The 15834-nt window shown below is 43.1% G+C and carries 22 protein-coding genes and 3 pseudogenes; 10 read left to right on the top strand and 15 right to left on the bottom strand.

Going from position 1 to position 15834, the window contains the following annotated elements:
- The first annotated feature begins 242 nt into the window (after positions 1–242).
- The 4 genes from DXE37_RS09495 to trmB are packed head-to-tail and all read left to right on the top strand — an operon-like array spanning position 243 to position 2373.
- A complete protein-coding gene (locus tag DXE37_RS09495) occupies positions 243–1088 on the top strand; it encodes an undecaprenyl-diphosphate phosphatase (RefSeq protein ID WP_114637315.1) in 846 nt (281 codons plus the stop codon).
- Between the two features lie 27 nt (positions 1089–1115).
- The gene (locus DXE37_RS14445) at positions 1116–1370 is read left to right on the top strand and encodes a DUF2721 domain-containing protein (protein WP_415067020.1); all 255 of its coding nucleotides are present in this window, start codon (positions 1116–1118) and stop codon (positions 1368–1370) included.
- Between the two features lies 1 nt (position 1371).
- Positions 1372–1569 carry a hypothetical protein gene (locus DXE37_RS14440; protein WP_415067018.1) on the top strand — a complete coding sequence of 66 codons (198 nt, stop codon included), beginning with the start codon at positions 1372–1374 and terminating at the stop codon, positions 1567–1569.
- A 24-nt stretch (positions 1570–1593) separates the two neighbouring features.
- Positions 1594–2373, top strand: a complete 780-nt coding sequence (gene trmB, locus DXE37_RS09485; RefSeq protein WP_114637314.1) for a tRNA (guanosine(46)-N7)-methyltransferase TrmB — start codon at positions 1594–1596, stop codon at positions 2371–2373.
- A 29-nt stretch (positions 2374–2402) separates the two neighbouring features.
- On the opposite strand, the pseudogene DXE37_RS09480 reads toward trmB, so the two are convergent.
- From DXE37_RS09480 to ribBA, 15 genes and pseudogenes are all read right to left on the bottom strand, one after another.
- A pseudogene (locus DXE37_RS09480) lies at positions 2403–3878 on the bottom strand (NAD-dependent succinate-semialdehyde dehydrogenase).
- A 110-nt stretch (positions 3879–3988) separates the two neighbouring features.
- Positions 3989–4498: a transcription antitermination factor NusB gene (nusB, locus tag DXE37_RS09475; RefSeq protein WP_114637313.1), complete on the bottom strand. Its 510-nt coding sequence runs from the start codon at positions 4496–4498 to the stop codon at positions 3989–3991.
- A gap of 390 nt (positions 4499–4888) precedes the next feature.
- Positions 4889–5353 carry a glycosyltransferase family 2 protein gene (locus DXE37_RS09470; protein WP_114637312.1) on the bottom strand — a complete coding sequence of 155 codons (465 nt, stop codon included), beginning with the start codon at positions 5351–5353 and terminating at the stop codon, positions 4889–4891.
- A 71-nt stretch (positions 5354–5424) separates the two neighbouring features.
- A complete protein-coding gene (locus DXE37_RS09465; protein ID WP_331852155.1) occupies positions 5425–6024 on the bottom strand; it encodes a cephalosporin hydroxylase family protein in 600 nt (199 codons plus the stop codon).
- A gap of 283 nt (positions 6025–6307) precedes the next feature.
- Positions 6308–6946: an NAD-dependent epimerase/dehydratase family protein gene (locus DXE37_RS09460; protein WP_231971312.1), complete on the bottom strand. Its 639-nt coding sequence runs from the start codon at positions 6944–6946 to the stop codon at positions 6308–6310.
- Positions 6847–7050, bottom strand: coding sequence for a hypothetical protein (locus DXE37_RS13075; protein ID WP_231971412.1), 204 nt, complete (start codon positions 7048–7050; stop codon positions 6847–6849). Before DXE37_RS13075 ends, DXE37_RS09460 begins: the two co-directional genes overlap by 100 nt.
- A gap of 81 nt (positions 7051–7131) precedes the next feature.
- Entirely contained in the window at positions 7132–7755 is a 624-nt protein-coding gene (locus DXE37_RS14125; RefSeq protein ID WP_331852154.1) for a methyltransferase C-terminal domain-containing protein, read from the bottom strand.
- Entirely contained in the window at positions 7712–7987 is a 276-nt protein-coding gene (locus DXE37_RS14120) for a hypothetical protein (protein ID WP_331852153.1), read from the bottom strand. Before DXE37_RS14120 ends, DXE37_RS14125 begins: the two co-directional genes overlap by 44 nt.
- A 143-nt stretch (positions 7988–8130) precedes the next feature.
- On the bottom strand, positions 8131–8232 hold the full coding sequence (locus tag DXE37_RS14115; RefSeq protein WP_331852152.1) for a hypothetical protein: 102 nt from the start codon (positions 8230–8232) through the stop codon (positions 8131–8133).
- A complete protein-coding gene (locus DXE37_RS14110) occupies positions 8222–8362 on the bottom strand; it encodes a hypothetical protein (RefSeq protein ID WP_331852151.1) in 141 nt (46 codons plus the stop codon). Before DXE37_RS14110 ends, DXE37_RS14115 begins: the two co-directional genes overlap by 11 nt.
- 42 nt (positions 8363–8404) lie before the next feature.
- On the bottom strand, positions 8405–8773 hold the full coding sequence (locus DXE37_RS09450; protein ID WP_331852172.1) for a dTDP-4-dehydrorhamnose 3,5-epimerase family protein: 369 nt from the start codon (positions 8771–8773) through the stop codon (positions 8405–8407).
- A 387-nt stretch (positions 8774–9160) separates the two neighbouring features.
- A complete protein-coding gene (gene rfbG, locus DXE37_RS09445) occupies positions 9161–9877 on the bottom strand; it encodes a CDP-glucose 4,6-dehydratase (RefSeq protein ID WP_231971402.1) in 717 nt (238 codons plus the stop codon).
- A gap of 126 nt (positions 9878–10003) precedes the next feature.
- A pseudogene (gene rfbF / locus DXE37_RS09440) lies at positions 10004–10783 on the bottom strand (glucose-1-phosphate cytidylyltransferase).
- Between the two features lie 306 nt (positions 10784–11089).
- Entirely contained in the window at positions 11090–11602 is a 513-nt protein-coding gene (gene ribH, locus DXE37_RS09435; protein WP_114637311.1) for a 6,7-dimethyl-8-ribityllumazine synthase, read from the bottom strand.
- A gap of 35 nt (positions 11603–11637) precedes the next feature.
- The gene (ribBA, locus tag DXE37_RS09430) at positions 11638–12768 is read right to left on the bottom strand and encodes a bifunctional 3,4-dihydroxy-2-butanone-4-phosphate synthase/GTP cyclohydrolase II (protein ID WP_114637310.1); all 1131 of its coding nucleotides are present in this window, start codon (positions 12766–12768) and stop codon (positions 11638–11640) included.
- Between the two features lie 155 nt (positions 12769–12923).
- Here ribBA and DXE37_RS10910 point away from each other — a divergent pair, with 155 nt between their 5' ends.
- The 6 genes and pseudogenes from DXE37_RS10910 to ribD all read left to right on the top strand — a co-directional run bounded on the left by DXE37_RS10910 (position 12924) and on the right by ribD (position 15826).
- Complete coding sequence (locus DXE37_RS10910) at positions 12924–13226, top strand: hypothetical protein (protein WP_162786259.1); 303 nt, start codon at positions 12924–12926, stop codon at positions 13224–13226.
- Positions 13171–13578, top strand: a complete 408-nt coding sequence (locus DXE37_RS11805; RefSeq protein WP_231971311.1) for a hypothetical protein — start codon at positions 13171–13173, stop codon at positions 13576–13578. The genes DXE37_RS10910 and DXE37_RS11805 overlap by 56 nt, the downstream gene beginning before the upstream one ends.
- Before the next feature lie 224 nt (positions 13579–13802).
- Entirely contained in the window at positions 13803–14132 is a 330-nt protein-coding gene (locus DXE37_RS09415; protein ID WP_114637308.1) for a hypothetical protein, read from the top strand.
- Complete coding sequence (locus DXE37_RS13070) at positions 14125–14403, top strand: type IV pilin protein (RefSeq protein WP_231971310.1); 279 nt, start codon at positions 14125–14127, stop codon at positions 14401–14403. The genes DXE37_RS09415 and DXE37_RS13070 overlap by 8 nt, the downstream gene beginning before the upstream one ends.
- A 62-nt stretch (positions 14404–14465) precedes the next feature.
- Entirely contained in the window at positions 14466–14717 is a 252-nt protein-coding gene (locus DXE37_RS13065) for a hypothetical protein (protein ID WP_231971309.1), read from the top strand.
- Positions 14710–15826: pseudogene (ribD, locus tag DXE37_RS09405) on the top strand (bifunctional diaminohydroxyphosphoribosylaminopyrimidine deaminase/5-amino-6-(5-phosphoribosylamino)uracil reductase RibD). The gene DXE37_RS13065 and the pseudogene ribD overlap by 8 nt, the downstream one beginning before the upstream one ends.
- Positions 15827–15834: the final 8 nt, after the last annotated feature.

The following is a 15834-nucleotide window of genomic DNA, read 5'->3' as shown; positions in this document are numbered from 1 at the left end:
AACCCCATTGGGGCTCTGTGTGCCGCTAAAATCGAAAGACCATGTGCCAAGCCCCCGAAGTCCTTGATTTAGGATCAAACCAAATGCGGTAAGTCTAGAAAGTCTGAAACGGGTTGGTGTCATGTAATTCAGATACTTTTCAATGTGCCATGCAGTTTAAGGCTAATTTATTCAAAATGTATATTTAGGCACTATTTTGCCAAATCACCCAACTATCTCTGTATGACTATAAAATTTGGCCTATGGATCTAATTTTGTTATTAAAAGCAGTCATTCTTGGGGTTGTAGAGGGATTAACGGAGTTTTTGCCAATTTCCAGTACAGGCCACCTGATTTTGGTCGGGGATTTACTCAATTTTAATGATGATCGAGGAAAGGCTTTTGAAGTCATCATTCAGTTTGGCGCTATTTTGGCTGTTTGTTGGGAGTTTAGGCAAAAATTACTGAAGGTAGTCACCTCTTTTTTTGGAAGTACTGAGTCTCGCCGTTTTGTTCTGAACCTGGTAATTGCATCAATTCCAGCAATGGGACTAGGCCTCTTATTTGGCAAACATATTAAAGCTGCGTTGTTTTCACCAATTCCAGTGGCAAGCGCGTTTATTGTGGGTGGACTCATCATTATCTGGGTTGAGCGACGTCAACAAAATCGCGTGGATATTTCCAGCCACATTAAGACTGTTGACGACTTAAGTCCCTTGGATGCGCTGAAAGTGGGCTTAGCGCAATGCGCTGCCTTGATACCAGGAACTTCTCGATCTGGGGCTACGATTATCGGTGGCATGTTATTTGGGCTGCCTCGTGTAGTGGCGACGGAATTTTCTTTTTTCTTGGCAATACCGGTCATCGGCGGCGCGACTGCCTACGAAATTCTTAAGCTTTGGAAGGCGCCAGTAGCCTTCTCAGGAGAATTCACTTTAGCAATTATTGTCGGCTTTATTGCTGCGTTTATCTCGGCGTTTATTTGTGTGCGATGGCTCATTCATTATGTAGCTCATCACAATTTCATCCCATTTGCTTGGTATCGAATAGCTTTTGGTTTTTTGGTATTAATTACCTCCTATAGCGGCTTGATCGCTTGGTCGCATTGATATAAGTAACTAGCTTAGGATATAGCCATGGATGCATCAATAGACGCAATAACAAACAATATTCAGTTAGCATTGGCATCTGTTTTTTTACTAACTGCAGTTGCTACCTTAATTAATGCGATTTCTGGGCGTTTAGCTCGATCTGTGGATCGTATGCGAACTTATCGACACGCCTTGGATGAAGGTTTAGTCAAAGATCCAGTGCGTTTGGACCATATGAATAAAGAGGCTGAAGAAGCCAAAGGTACGTGGTCGCCTTTGTACGGTAGCGATCTTTTTTGATGTGCTGAGCGGCGTCTTTATTTTCTTGACAGTTCTTGAGTTATTTTTCTTTCAAGCAGGCGCCATTCGCTCACTCCAAACCACCTATGTGATCTGGACTTTTGTGATGGGATTAATTTTCTTTATGACATCTCTCTCAATAGTCCTAGCAGAGGTGGGCCTATGCCTACCGTTCTGCTGGCTGGAATGTTCCCAGTAGCACTCTTAAAGCTAATTTCTGTATATGAGTAGAACTGATCGAATCCGCTCTTTTGTTTTGAGGGCAGGTAGAACCACTGCGGGGCAACAACGAGCTATTGATGATCTAGGCCCTCAGTTCATGATTCCCTATGAAGCATCTACGCTTAATTTAGTAGAAGCGTTTAATGGTTCAAATAAACCTAAGATCTTGGAGATTGGCTTTGGTATGGGTGAGACAACCGCCAAGATTGCTGGATTAAGAACGGCTGATGATTTTTTGGCAGTTGAGGTTCATCTACCTGGTGTTGGCGCCTTGCTAAAGTTGATTGGTGAAAATCAGCTGAGCAATATAAGGGTGATTCGACATGATGCCGTGGAGGTTTTGGAAAATATGCTTGCACCAAATACGTTAGATGGCATTCATATTTATTTTGCAGATCCATGGCATAAGAAACGTCACCATAAGCGGCGCCTAATTCAGTCTGAGTTTGTAAGGCTTTTAGTATCTAGGTTAAAACCAGGTGCATATCTACACTTGGCTACCGATTGGCATAACTATGCTGAGCAAATGCTATTGGTATTAAATGCGGAAGCATCTTTGCAAAATTCTTCAAACGAGTTAATAAAAGTGGAAACCTTTACCAAAGAGGGTATTGCAATACCGGGAGAGTTTTCGAATGAATTTAAGCCCACACTTGAACAGCTTCATTGCGAGCAAGCAGGTTACGTAGAGAGGCCAGATTATCGACCATTAACCAAGTTTGAAAACCGTGGTCTCAAGCTTGGTCATAGTGTTTGGGAGCTGCTCTACAAGAAAAAATAAGCGATATATTGGTAAGACATCCAGATTTGTTATAAACCAACGCAAACGTATTTCATTTCTAGATACTCATCCATGCCGAAGACGCCGCCTTCACGTCCAAGACCCGATTGTTTAACGCCTCCAAAGGGCGCAACTTCATTAGAAATTAATCCAGTATTGACGCCAACCATGCCGTATTCAAGGGCTTCAGCCACCTTCCAGATGCGACCAATATCGCGGCTGTAGAAATAGGATGCCAAGCCAAATTGACTATTGTTTGCTAGTTTGATGACTTTTTCATCACTTTCAAATGGGATGATCGGAGCTACTGGGCCAAAAGCTTCCTCATAGGTAATGAGCATATCCTTAGTCACATGAGCCAAAATGGTGGGCTCATAAAAGTTTTGATCTTGGATGCTTGGCTTGCCTTCAATAATTAATTTTGCACCTTTGCTGATGGCATTTGCCACATGCTTTTCTATTTTTTCAAGCGCTGCAGCCTCAATCAGTGGTCCTTGAGTGATACCCCAGATTCCATTCCATTTCCCACTTTAATAATAGAAAGCGCTTTGGCAAATTTTTCTACAAATAAATCATGTACCTTTTTGTGAACATAAAAACGATTTGCGCAAACACAAGTTTGCCCAGAGTTTCTGAATTTAGACGCCATAGCTCCAGTAACAGCAGCATCAATGTCAGCATCTTCAAAGACAATAAATGGCGCATGACCACCAAGCTCCAACGCAAGTTTTTTGACGGTTGGAGCACATTGCTCCATGAGAATGCGACCAACTTCTGTTGAGCCTGTGAACGATAGATGACGAACAGAGGGGGAGGCGCAAAGTGTTTTACCAATGAGAATAGATTGGCTTGCATCAGCAGCGACAATATTGATCACCCCATCGGGGATGCCCGGCACGTTTTGCAAGTTCAGCCAAGGCCAAGGCTGATAAAGGAGTCAGTTCAGCAGGCTTAATGACGATAGTGCAGCCAGCTGCAAGCGCGCGGGCGATCTTGCGAGTGATCATGGCTACTGGGAAATTCCATGGGGTGATGGCTACACAGACCCCAATCGGTTGCTTTAAAACCATGAGTCGCTTATCACTCCAAGTGGTTCCAAGAATGGAGCCTTCGACGCGCTTAGCTTCCTCTGCAAACCACTCTACAAATGAGGCTCCGTAGACCACTTCACCTGCGGCTTCAGCTAGAGGCTTACCTTGCTCGAGCGTCATCAATGTCGCTAGATCCTGCGTATTTTCAATAATAAGGTCAAACCATTTACGCATAATTTGCGCGCGCTCTTTGGCTAATTTATTACGCCAAGATGGCAGAGCTTTTTCAGCCGCAGCGATGGCTAATTCAGCATCATGGGCTTCAAGGTTTGCTACAGAGGCAATGACATCATCGGTTGCGGGATTAGTCGCTAGAAATGAATTTTTAGACTTTACCCATTGACCATTAATAAAAGCATCCTCTTTGAAAAGAGTGGAGTCTTTTAATTGACTACGAATATCTACTGTATGCATGATTTTTTACCTTAATACAGAGGCAAATCATTTTATCCTTCTATGAATAAAAAAGCCTCGAAGCGTTTGGGCTTAGAGGCTTTGTCTTTTGACCGAAATTAAATCGCCATTTAGCTGGACTGAGTCTCTGCAGTACGTAACTTTTGGGCTAGAAGGTCTAAAACACCATTGACATACTTATGCCCATCCGTACCGCCAAATGTTTTAGCTAGTTCTACTGCCTCATTGATTGCTGCTTTGTAAGGTACTGAAAGATCGACAGCCAGTTCATAAGCTCCAATCAGTAAGGCAGCATGCTCTACTGGTGATAGTTCATTAATGGGACGATCTAAAGCAGGGGTGATGATGGCCTCTAATTCATCTGTGCGTGCTAATACACCATCAAAGATGCCTTGAAACAGATCTAACTGACAACGTCGAAAGGCGGGGTCTTCAGCCAGCTGTTTGGCAATCGCCGCACCATTTGGAATACTGCCAGCGCGTCGCATGACCAAGCTTTGGTAGACGCCTTGAAGTGCATATTCACGGGCGCGACGGCGTGGGGTTAGCGAGCGTTTTGGCGCCGGCTTAGCGTCTTTGCCGACTTGTGAGGTAGTTGGGTTCTGGCTAGATGTAGACATGCAATTTATTCTTCACTCAAGTTGATTTCAATGTAGTTATGAGGGGTTAGCGCTAGGCGACACTACTTTTATTGATCAAAACTCTAAACGAAAAGGGCCCATGTAAGTTGCAATTATAGTTCGACACAAAGAAAGGCTCTAGGAAGATAAGGGTCTCAGTTTGGTGCGTATAAGTGTCTAAAACTCAATTCTATAGATAAACAAAAATGGTAAAAAAATTAAAGTAAGCTTGAGCAAGAGTCTTAATCCTTATTTTTAGGCTCATTTAGAGTTTCTTTGACCGTATATTGAGGCTTACCATTGATATGAAAATATAAGTGCGGCCTAGATATTCGCCGATTGCCCCTAAGACTAATAGCTGGCAACCCCCAATAAATAGTATTAGACAAGCTAAAGAGGTCCAGCCCATAACACGGCAACCTCATGACCATTAAATAAACCTGATTGGAAAAATTTTTTCTTGGCAATAATTTCCCCAACCTCATCTACATACAGCATATTTGAGTAAATAGCTGACACCTTCGGGTACTGCTTCACAACATCCATGGCTTCAGAAATGGCATCACGATTGCCAATAAGATCATCGTGACATAGCAACATATAGTAAGGACTATCAACGTAATCTATACATAAATTAAAATACTCAAACATGGATAGCGAGCCATCCTGAAGAAATATTTCAAACTTATTATCAGTCTGCAGATTACGTAAAATTTCTACGGTACCATCGGTAGACCCATTATCACTAACAATCAATCTAATACTTTGATAGGTTTGTTTGAGAACTGAATCTATAGCAAACGTGACGTAATCTCGATCATTTCTCACGGGAATAATTACTGTTACATCAGCCATAGGTGTTAGCGCCTTTTACAACGTGTTTTATGTAGTTAAAAAATTTCAGTTGATCTAAAAAAGACGTGTAATCACTTCACCCACTTCAAATATCCATCTGAAGCAACTGTTACTAGCAACTTATTTTGAATGGATTTATCAATTTCAAATTCAGAATGGGTTTTGAGATATTCCCAAACAGCAGTTTTCGGATTATCGCCAGGACCCCAAGGTCGATCCATACATAAATCATCGGTCAGATCTTCAACAAGAGTATCAAATACTACGCAATAACTTCCTACGCTAGTAAGTGGCGCATATGCCTCTAACTCAGCCAAGACATGGTCATGCGTATGGTTGCTATCTAAGCACACCAATACTTTTTTATAACCTTTAGCGATCGACCTCACCTGATCCACTATTGCAGGATCAATACTAGATCCTTGAATCATTTCAATACGGGATGACATGGGATGCGCTTGTATTGCAGCTAAGTTGTGGGGACGGATATCAATATCTAACCCCAATACTTTGCGCTGAGAAATCTTTAGATTAATAGTCTCACCAGTTTGGATGGCATCGATCATATCAAGCAAAGCCAACATTGAGGCGCTAAAGATCAGCGAGCCACCGTGAGCAATGCCAGTCTCAATAATTAAATCTGGCTGCACGCTCCAAATAATTTCCTGCATAGCCACCATATCTTGGGGATACTGAATGATCGGACGATCTTGCCAAGAAAATTATAGGAATATTTTTTTGCAAAACTCGCTAATAGAAACTCTTTAGCCGCATTATTTAATTCAGTATCAGTAGCAACCGCATCTATGCGCATCGCCACTTCCTTGCGGAAATCAGTCATGATTAACTCCAATTTAATTCAAGAAATTCTGGGTACCGGGCCAATTTAAAACTTAGAATTCAACATCAATAACTCTATATTTGCCTGTCAAGATTTATATCTAACAAGACACATTACTTAACCCCCACAACACAGGGTGGATCAATGAGATTATCAGGCCTCGCGCCAAACTTCAGTAATTGACGGGCGCCATACTCATCTGCAATAGTTTCAGCTAATTCTCTTACCGTAATTGGCTTGCCCGAACATATATTAATTGGGCCTAATGTTTTATCAAGCGCGGATTGGACAATCATTTCTCCGGCAGAGGCTACATTCAAATAGTCTCTGATTTGCATTCCTGAGGTCAACTCTGCAACCTTACCTAACTGGAGCTTGCTTCGGATATAAGGCACTAATCTTTTTGGATTTTTACCATCGCCATAAAGATAAAACAAACGACACCATGCAAACTCTATTCCTTCTGATGAAAAATGGTTTGTAAGCGCACTAAAAGCTGCCGCTTTACAAGATGCGTATGGCGTCAAAGGATTCAAGGGAGTCTGAATAGAGAGGTAACCACCGGTCAATTTATATTCAAAGCAAGTGCCAACCCCAATAAACCTACGGATTTTTACTTGCGCAGCTCCTTTGGCCAGAGCGAGAGTGCCTTTTAGACAATCTTGATTTCTGGGGGAGAGTAAATAATCACTAGGATTTGTATACCAAGCAACATGAACAACGGTATCAACGCCTTCACACGCTTTTCCCACCACTGCTCATTCTCAGCAAAGATATTAATTGAACTAACAATCGATTCAACACATTGATACTGAGAAAATTGAGTTTCACTGCCACTACGCACTACTAAGCGCACCCCGCTTTCCAGCTCGATTCAGCGAGTTCAGGGCCTGGGCTCCCACAAAGCCAGTAGCACCGGTTAATAAGACCAGTTCACTCATAGAACAGTCAAGAGAGGTATTGCTTTTACGAACTTAGTGCCAGTCGCTACTAAATCAGCGTTCTGCTTCATCACTTCCTCAGCAATGTTCCAAGGAAGAATGACAACAAAATCAGGCTTTCGCTCGGCAAGGGCTTTGGGGGCAAGGATGGGAATGTGGCTGCCCGGTATGAATTTATTTTGCTTAGCTAAAGCAGCATCACAAACAAATGGCAATAAATCTGGCTTTACACCTGCATAATTCATCAGCGTATTACCCTTAGCTGCAGCACCATAGGCGGCGGCGACCACCTTTCCTAATTTCTTTTGCTCAATTAAGAACTCCGGGAAATCATTCTTAATGAGATCTGCCTTTTTTTGAAATTGTTGATAAGTATTCAAATCCTGCAAGCCACGCTCTTTTTCTTGGTCAAGAATTGCTTGTACTGCAGGTAGCGTCTGTCGCTGGTCTTCCTGATGACAGCCATAAATACGAAGGCTATCGCCATGAGTTGGCAACTCTTCTACGTTCCAAATTCTTAAACCTACAGACTTAAAAATCTGTGAAACCGTATATAAAGACAGATGAGAAAAATGCTCATGGTAAATAGTATCGAATTGATTGAATTCGATTAAACGCATGAGATGCGGAAATTCTAAAGTGATTGTGCCGCCGGGCTTTAATGCCGCCCTCAACCCCCCGCGTAAAGTCATTAATATCTGGTACATGTGCATAAACATTATTGCCAGCAATTAAGTCCGCTTGCAATCCATCTCGCTTTAAACGTTCGCCCAGTTGCTCACCAAAAAACTCCTGCAGTACAGAAATTCCCAATGATTCTGCTGCTTTAGCAGTAGCTCGCTGTGGGCTCAATCCCAAGGCACGGGATCTGCTTTGTAAGAAAATTCTTAAGCAAGTAACCGTCGTTTGAGGCCAACTCAATGACATGGCTACTATCATTTAATCCAAGCTCAGCAACCATCTTTTCAGCATAAAGCCTGGCGTGCTCCAACCAGCTAATTTGAGGTACTGGAAAAATAGGCGTACTCAGAATCAAACAACTCATCTGCTTGTGCATAGTCCTCTGTCTGCACCAGCCAACAGTGATTACAAACCATTACCTTCAGCGGATAATGTTTTTCTGGCTTTGCTTAAATCATCCTGCGTTAGATAGGCATTAGACGGTGGCGTAAAGCCAAGATCTAAAAAGTTATGAGTCAACTCTGTTAAACAGTGACGGCACTTCATTATTCAATCCCTTTAAATTCTGGAGTCAACAAGGGATGCATGCTATCTTTTTGCGATATTTCGGAAATCTCTAATGGCCAATTGATGTTTAACATAGGATCGGTTGGTCGCCAACCCTCCCTCCGCATCACTTTTGTAAGGCGCTGAATGCAAATACAGTAATTCGCAATCATCTGAAAGCGTTTGAAAGCCATGCGCAAAACCCTCTGGAATAAGCAAAGCGCGACAGTTTTCTGCAGAGAGCTCTTGGGCGTACCACTGCAAAAATGTAGGGAAATTTTTACGTAGATCCACTGCCACGTCTAAAATTTTGTCCTGTAAGCACGATACCAACTTCATTTCTGTATATGGAGAGCGCTGAAAATGCACCCCCCGTACGGCGCCTCTTTTTTTAGTTAATGTTTGATTAATTTGATTGACTTGTTTATGCCAACCAAATTGATTCAGCTGCTCAGCACAAAAATGCGGGACAAGAATCCTCTGCTATCCCCAATCATTCTTCGCTCTACGACATGTAGTCCTGCAATAGATGTATCGATAACAGAAAATTGACTCATGGGCGTTAAGCTAATAAAGCTTTATTAAATTTTTCAATATCCTCTTCACACAAATTAGCTGCATTTACACCTCCTTGTGTTTTTGATACCAATTCATTGTGTGTTCAATAGTGGCCAGCAAATTCCAACGTGGAGTCACTCCTAACAAATCCATAGCCTTGGCAATCTCTAAAGTTAAAATATCAGCCTCATGCGGCCCCTCATCGCCTTCACCATACGAGACAGTTCCTTGACCATAGCATTATTTTGCCAATTCAGTGACCTCTTGGACGGTAGCAGCCTCATGAGTTTGAGGCCCAATGTTATAAGCACCCGCCAAAGAGGGATCTACATGGAGCTTTTCCGCCAAAACCAGATAAGCATTCAAAGGCTCAAGAACATGTTGCCAAGGACGAATCGCCATAGGCCTACGAATCTCAAGCACGGCGCCAGTATTCCAGGCGCGTACCGCATCTGGAATGAGTCGATCATCGGACCAATCACCACCACCAATAACGTTCCCTGCACGAGCTGAGACTACCGCAACTCCCTGTTGACTTAAATAGGAATCACGATAGGAAGAAATGATAATTTCACTTCCAGCCTTGCTGGCACTATAACTATAAGGATCATGTCCACCCAGGGCATCAGTCTCACGATACGGGTGATGATGCTCTAAATTTTTATAAACCTTATCCGTAGTGATTGCCACAACTACTCGCGCAAAATCTTTTCCCCGCAATGCATCCATCACATTTGCAGTACCGATGATGTTTGTCTCAAAAGTAGTGAAGGGGTCTTTGTAGCCCGCTCTAACCAAAGCTTGCGCAGTTAAATGAAAAACAATTTCTGGCTTAACCTGATCAACGACTTTCGCTAATGCCTTCGCATCGCGAATATCGATGAAATGGCTTTTAATGCATTGATCAATTTTTGCAAGTGAAAAAAGATTGGGGGCGCTATTAGGCGGTAAGCTAATTCCTGTAGCCTTTGGCCCCCATGCGCAACAGCATTAGCGCTAACCACGCCCCTTTAAAGCCGGTATGTCCTGTCAATAAAACGCGCTTATTAGCCCAAAAATTGGGGTTAGCACTTCCTGCCAGGCTCATTTCCAGCTTTTCCAAGGCGCTTCGCCCGACAACCAAAGCTCCTCAAGACGATTTTTATTGCGCAGCAGGGGGGTGTGTCCATGGGTTGCCAGAAACCATGATGCTCAAACGCCATTAACTGCCCCTTGGAAGCAAGCTCAATTAAAGGGGAAGACTCCCAACTGGTTTGATCGCTATCGATTAAGTCTAAACATTTGGGAGAAAGCACGAAAAAGCCACTATTAATTACCGCACCATCACCCTTAGGTTTTTCAACAAAGCCTAAGACCTTGCTACCTTCACAATCCAATGCGCCATAGCGTCCTGGGGTGCGACTGCTGTTACAGTTGCAAGCTTGCCGTGCTCACGATGAAAGCGGATGGATTCTGCAATATCGATATCACTTAAACCCATCCCCATAAGTAAAACAAAATGCTTCTTCATCTTTAATAAACTCAGATACACGCTTCAATCGACCACCAGTCATAGTGCTCTCACCAGTATCAACTAGTGTTACGCGCCAAGGTTCAGCTTTCTTTTGATGAACCTCCATCGTATTTGCGCTCATATCAAACGTCACGTCGGACATGTGCAAAAAGTAATTAGCAAAATATTCTTTAATGACATATCCACGATAACCACAGCAAATAATGAAATCATTCACTCCGTGACCAGAATAGAGCTTCATAATGTGCCAAAGAATAGGCATCACCAATTTCTATCATTGGTTTTGGCTTCAGATGAGTTTCCTCAGAAATTCGAGTACCCAAACCACCAGCAAGCATGACGGCCTTCATTTTTTGATTAAATATTCCGTTAAACGCTAATGGAAGTATTCTATTCGAATAGCTACCATTAATTTTCTTCAAACCCTTTTATTTACTAGATTTATTTATCGGGTTTGGGTTAATTAAACATATTTCAAATAATAGGAAATTTGTCTAGGAAAATTGCGAGAGGGTGCAATGTATTCCTAATATATGCTCAGATAAAGCCTAGTGACTACTGATTCCGATTCTTATCTTGTTAAAAACATCAGCAATACACCCTAAAGCAAGTCCCGCTGGAAGCGAGAAGGCTCTAACTAGGGATAAAAATGCAATTTATTCTTCACTCGAGTTGATTTCAATATCGATATTAGGGGTTAATGCCAGAGCAAGATTCGCCATCTCGACTACAGCTTGAGCACATTCAGCGCCTTTTACTTGAACGCGCGCATGAGCCTGCTCATCAGTGTCGCAAGTCAACACTCCATTGGCAATTGGCAATCCCGAATCAATCGAGATGCGAGTAATGCCGGCTGCAGACTCGTTGAAGACTAATTCGAAGTGATAGGTTTCACCGCGAATCACCGCCCCAAGAGCAATCAAGCCATCAAACTCACCAGTTTCTGCTAGCTTTTGGAGTGCAAAAGGAATCTCTAGTGCCCCTGGAACCGTAACCAGCTTGATATCAGCTTGCAAAACTCCAAGAGAGATAAGTTCGTTAATACAAGAATTCGTTAATGCGACACAATGATCTTCATTAAAGCGGGCTTGTACGATACCAATGCGTAGATCCTGACCATTGAGGTCTGCTTCAAGAACGCCTACAAAATCATTAGTGGTGTTAGACATAAAAAAGTTTTCTAAAAAATGAAGAGCTGCAAGGTTTAAGGGGTATAAGGCTTATAGCCTGTCACTTCGAGCTTATAACCAGAGAGGCTCGGTACAGGACTTGGATTTGCAAGCAAGCGCATTTTGCCAACGCCAATATCTTTCAAGATTTGTGCGCCGATACCATAGCTTCTGAAGTCTGTTTTTCTGGATAACGGTTTTTTAATGTCATCTTGTGATTGATTGAGCTTCTGAAACTGAGCCAACCAATCTTGACCATTTGGGGCCGCAATACTAGAGGCATTAAGAAGCACCGCTACCCCAGCAGGTGCGGATGCAATTTGCTCAAGCGCTTTTGCAAGAGGCCAAGAATGAGTGCTCACATTGGAGTCAAGAAAATCCAATACGGTAACTGGCTCATGGACGCGCACCAGTGTTTCTTGGGACTCGGAAGGTTTGCCATGAATCAGTGCAATGTGCATACAAGAGCTCGGAGTGTCTCGATAAATAATGCCTTGGAATTTCCCCCAGGGTGTAACAAATTCGCGAGATCCTTCGCGTACAACAATGCTCTCATTTTGGCTGCGATATTGAATCAGATCGGCAATGCTGCCAATTTTTAATTGATGCTCTTTTGCAAACTCCAAAAGATCTGGAAGGCGCGCCATGCTGCCATCATCTTTCATAATTTCGCAAATCACAGAAGTGGGGGAGCATCCGGCCATTGCGGCTAAGTCACATCCTGCCTCAGTATGTCCCGAGCGAATCAATACACCACCTGGCTGAGCCATTAATGGAAAAATATGACCAGGCTGAACTAAATCATTCGGCTTGGCGTTTGGCGCAACTGCAGTTTTGATAGTTAAGGCGCGATCAGCTGCTGAGATACCTGTGGTGACGCCGCTAGCAGCTTCAATAGATGCGGTGAAATTAGTGCCCATTGAGGTGCCGTTATCTCTCACCATTAAAGGGAGATTCAATTGCTGGCAGCGCTCACGAGTTAAGGTTAAGCAGATTAGGCCACGACCATGTTTTGCCATGAAATTGACGGCCTCAGCAGTCACATGATCTGCGGATAAGACTAAATCGCCTTCGTTTTCACGATCTTCTTCATCAACGAGGATCACCATTTTGCCAGCGCGCAGGTCAGCAATAATTTCTTTGGTGGAGGCAAGGTTATTTGGCATAGCCCTCTATTTTAAGCGCAGGATCTGCTTGTTGTTCACTCCCACCCCAATATCCCAACTTTCTGACAGAAAGAGCCTCAGAGGAGAGTTTTGGTAATGGAGTCCTCCTATGAAAATAGGGCATGTCAGCTCCAAAACACCCCTGTACGAGATCCATGGCAAAAAGTAACCCAGGTTTTTCATATTGCTTGAGCTTTTTTGCTAGCAATGAGCATGATTCTGGGGGGGGCTGGATTGCGTCAGTAGGTATTTATCAGCGCCTAGCCTTAAACCTGACACAGCAAGAAATTAAAAGATCACAGCTGAGAAAGGAATTAGATGCCTTTGAAGCGCAAGAACAAGTCAGATCTAACCTCACTTTATCTGCCAAAGGTATAAGTAATGACATTGCTCGAGTGCCTAATGGGAATCGCTCTATGCGCACTACTACTCAATCCATTATTAAAGACAAGCGCTGATTTGGTCATCAAGCAAATTGAGTACGAGAAATCACAATCACTGATTTCAGAGGCGGATCGTGCTTTTGAGTTGATTGGACGTGCTATTCGGATGGCGGGATATTGTAACTTGCAAACAATAGATTTAGCTATTAACAAATTAGGCTCTAATGCATCGACCCCCGATTCTTTTCTACAGATAAATAAAGGGGCTGGCTATAACAAGTCTGATTCAATCACTATTCATCATCAACTATCAAACGGAATTGACTACGATTGTATTGGCAACGTAATCACTAAAGAGCGCACTAAAAATCTTTTAGCGCTTCAGGGATTGTTGGTAGATCATCAAGCGGGTATTCTAAAAGGGTAAAAAGTAGATGGCGGCTCTCTGATATGTCGGTCCCTTGATCGTCAAGGGCGCATTCAAAACTCCACCTTGATGAATGGAGTTGGCGGACTTTTTATAGAAGAGGTAAACCCCGCTCAATCCCAATCAATCAAAGGTCAGAAGCTCTTTAAGGTCAAATTAAAAATGACCGATGGAGGGAGGCTAAACCTAGAGTTAGAGCGTACTTTTTCAACTAGGAATCTCTGATGATTTTGGCATGGGTAATACCGCTGTTATTGCTTTGCTCCGCTCTGGTTGTTCACTTGGAGAGATTAAATGCAATACGCATCATGGAAGACAAAACATTGGTGGTAGCTCAACAACATTTTATTGCTGTAGAAAAAGCTGTACTTGATTGTGAGCAAAATATCACTACACTTTCAAATTTAAAAGAAAATAATTGCTTTATTCAATCCTCAGGAAAAAATGGCTGGCTCATCTCCAGCAAACAAACGCCAGCGATTCAGATTGGCGTTGTCATTGACGAAAAAACGGGTATTGTGAGTCGCTTAAATTGGCGCCAATCATTTGAATAAATACCAAAGTTCAAGATGGATTATTCAAGCAGGATTTAGTTTGCTAGAGTTAATGGCAGTAGTCTTAATTATTGCTATTGTGGCAATGATGACTATGCCTTTGCTATATGAGCAAATTGCAGATCGGGAGGTAGAACTATTGCCAGAAGATTTGTTGCGCATGCTCATTTTGTTCGTCAACAAGCCCTGTATCTGGGTTAGTCCGTGCATATTGTCCCAAATGCTGAAGGTCGATGAGATGCTGGATGGGTTGTTCAAAGTGGATGCGTAGGGAAATCGGTCAAAGCAGGCTGCATCAATAAACAATGGTTCTCGCAGACAAGCATTGACCCCGTGTACTTTAAGGGTGGGGGTAAGCAATTTATTGATCCAAGCTCGGGTAAGAAGGGCATCCTGTTTAATGTGGCGGGAGCGGCTAAAAGCGCTCAAGGCGGATTTGTGGTTAATCGTTTAATTTTGGGTCACATTAGAGTTCCAAGCATAGAGCGCCAAATGATTTTGAGTAGCGGGGGCGTTGGCGCATCTGTAATCCAACAACAGATACAAAGCGTAGCCATTGAATGGTTTAATAGACCCTATGTATAGCGCAGTTGACCTCCAATTTATGGGCGAGGCTTTGGCCGAGGCTCGAAAAGCACTTTATTTATCAAATCCCAATCCCAGAGTGGGCTGTGTGATTGTTAAAGATGGTCAAGTTATTGGAAAAGGATTTACTCAGAGGATAGGTGGCGCTCATGCAGAGATTCAGGCTCTAAGCCATGCAAAGGCTTTAGGGCATGATCCAGCAGGCTCAACAATGTATGTCACTCTTGAGCCATGTAGCCATACAGGACGAACGCCCCCCTGTGTTGATGCATTGATTGCCGCAAAACCTGCAAGCTGTGTTTGTAGCTATGTCAGATTCCAATCCCTTAGTTGCTGGCAAGGGCTTGGAGCGCTTAAGGACGGCTGGAATCAAGGTGGATTGTGGGCTGCTGGAAGAAGAAGCTCACTCATTAAACCTAGGATTTATCTCAAGGATGACACGCGGATTGCCATGGGTGCGGATGAAAATCGCAGCAAGCTTAGATGGCAAAACTGCTTTACCGGATGGTCGTAGTCGGTGGATTAGTGGCTCACTTGCAAGAGCAGATGGGCATCATTGGCGTGCTCAAGCCTGTGCCGTTGTTACAGGTGTGGGCACCGTTAAAGAAGATGATCCCAGTTTAAATATTCGGGATGTTTCAACTTCACGTCAACCATGGCGCGTCATCGTTGATTCCAAGCTGGAAACCCCTATAACAGCAAAAATCCTAGAAAATGCTGATCAATCTGGCGTCATGATTATTTGTGCCAATCTAGACGATCCCGAATTACAGCAAAAAGCAAAAACATTTAACGGGCGCGGGATTGAAGTCATTGCCATGAGTAATGTATTTGGCAAAGTGGATCTAACCAAATTATTCTCCTACTTAGCAAAAGAGCGCGAAATGAATGAGATTCACGTTGAAGCAGGCTTTAAGCTGAATGGCTCCCTGCTTCGAGAAAATTGCGTGGATGAACTCCTTTTGTACTACGCGCCATTTTTTATGGGCGAAGGCATTGGTATAGCCAATGTCACCCCCTTGAGTTCTTTGGATGGCAGGCAGAATTGGAAACCCATCGATCAAACTCTATTTGGGTCTGATCTACGAATCCGTTTAATTAAAAACTAAAATCATAT

Source organism: Polynucleobacter necessarius, assembly GCF_900095205.1.
Classification (GTDB): Bacteria; Pseudomonadota; Gammaproteobacteria; order Burkholderiales; family Burkholderiaceae; genus Polynucleobacter; species Polynucleobacter necessarius_E.
The sequence above is the reverse complement of the archived record's forward strand: the minus strand, read 5'-3'. Positions and strand labels throughout refer to the sequence as shown.

Bases quoted from the DNA above. Each gene is read 5' to 3' on its own strand.
- DXE37_RS11805 (WP_231971311.1), top strand. From the start codon at position 13,171: ATGGGAATCGCTCTATGCGCACTACTACTCAATCCATTATTAAAGACA.
- ribH (WP_114637311.1), bottom strand. From the start codon at position 11,602: ATGTCTAACACCACTAATGATTTTGTAGGCGTTCTTGAAGCAGACCTC.
- DXE37_RS14125 (WP_331852154.1), bottom strand. From the start codon at position 7,755: ATGCGTTTAATCGAATTCAATCAATTCGATACTATTTACCATGAGCAT.
- DXE37_RS14445 (WP_415067020.1), top strand. From the start codon at position 1,116: ATGGATGCATCAATAGACGCAATAACAAACAATATTCAGTTAGCATTG.
- DXE37_RS09470 (WP_114637312.1), bottom strand. From the start codon at position 5,353: ATGGCTGATGTAACAGTAATTATTCCCGTGAGAAATGATCGAGATTAC.
- nusB (WP_114637313.1), bottom strand. From the start codon at position 4,498: ATGTCTACATCTAGCCAGAACCCAACTACCTCACAAGTCGGCAAAGAC.
- trmB (WP_114637314.1), top strand. From the start codon at position 1,594: ATGAGTAGAACTGATCGAATCCGCTCTTTTGTTTTGAGGGCAGGTAGA.
- ribBA (WP_114637310.1), bottom strand. From the start codon at position 12,768: ATGCCAAATAACCTTGCCTCCACCAAAGAAATTATTGCTGACCTGCGC.
- DXE37_RS09495 (WP_114637315.1), top strand. From the start codon at position 243: ATGGATCTAATTTTGTTATTAAAAGCAGTCATTCTTGGGGTTGTAGAG.
- DXE37_RS09465 (WP_331852155.1), bottom strand. From the start codon at position 6,024: ATGCAGGAAATTATTTGGAGCGTGCAGCCAGATTTAATTATTGAGACT.
- DXE37_RS14110 (WP_331852151.1), bottom strand. From the start codon at position 8,362: ATGAAGTGCCGTCACTGTTTAACAGAGTTGACTCATAACTTTTTAGAT.
- DXE37_RS10910 (WP_162786259.1), top strand. From the start codon at position 12,924: ATGGCAAAAAGTAACCCAGGTTTTTCATATTGCTTGAGCTTTTTTGCT.
- DXE37_RS09415 (WP_114637308.1), top strand. From the start codon at position 13,803: ATGATTTTGGCATGGGTAATACCGCTGTTATTGCTTTGCTCCGCTCTG.
- DXE37_RS14115 (WP_331852152.1), bottom strand. From the start codon at position 8,232: ATGGTTTGTAATCACTGTTGGCTGGTGCAGACAGAGGACTATGCACAA.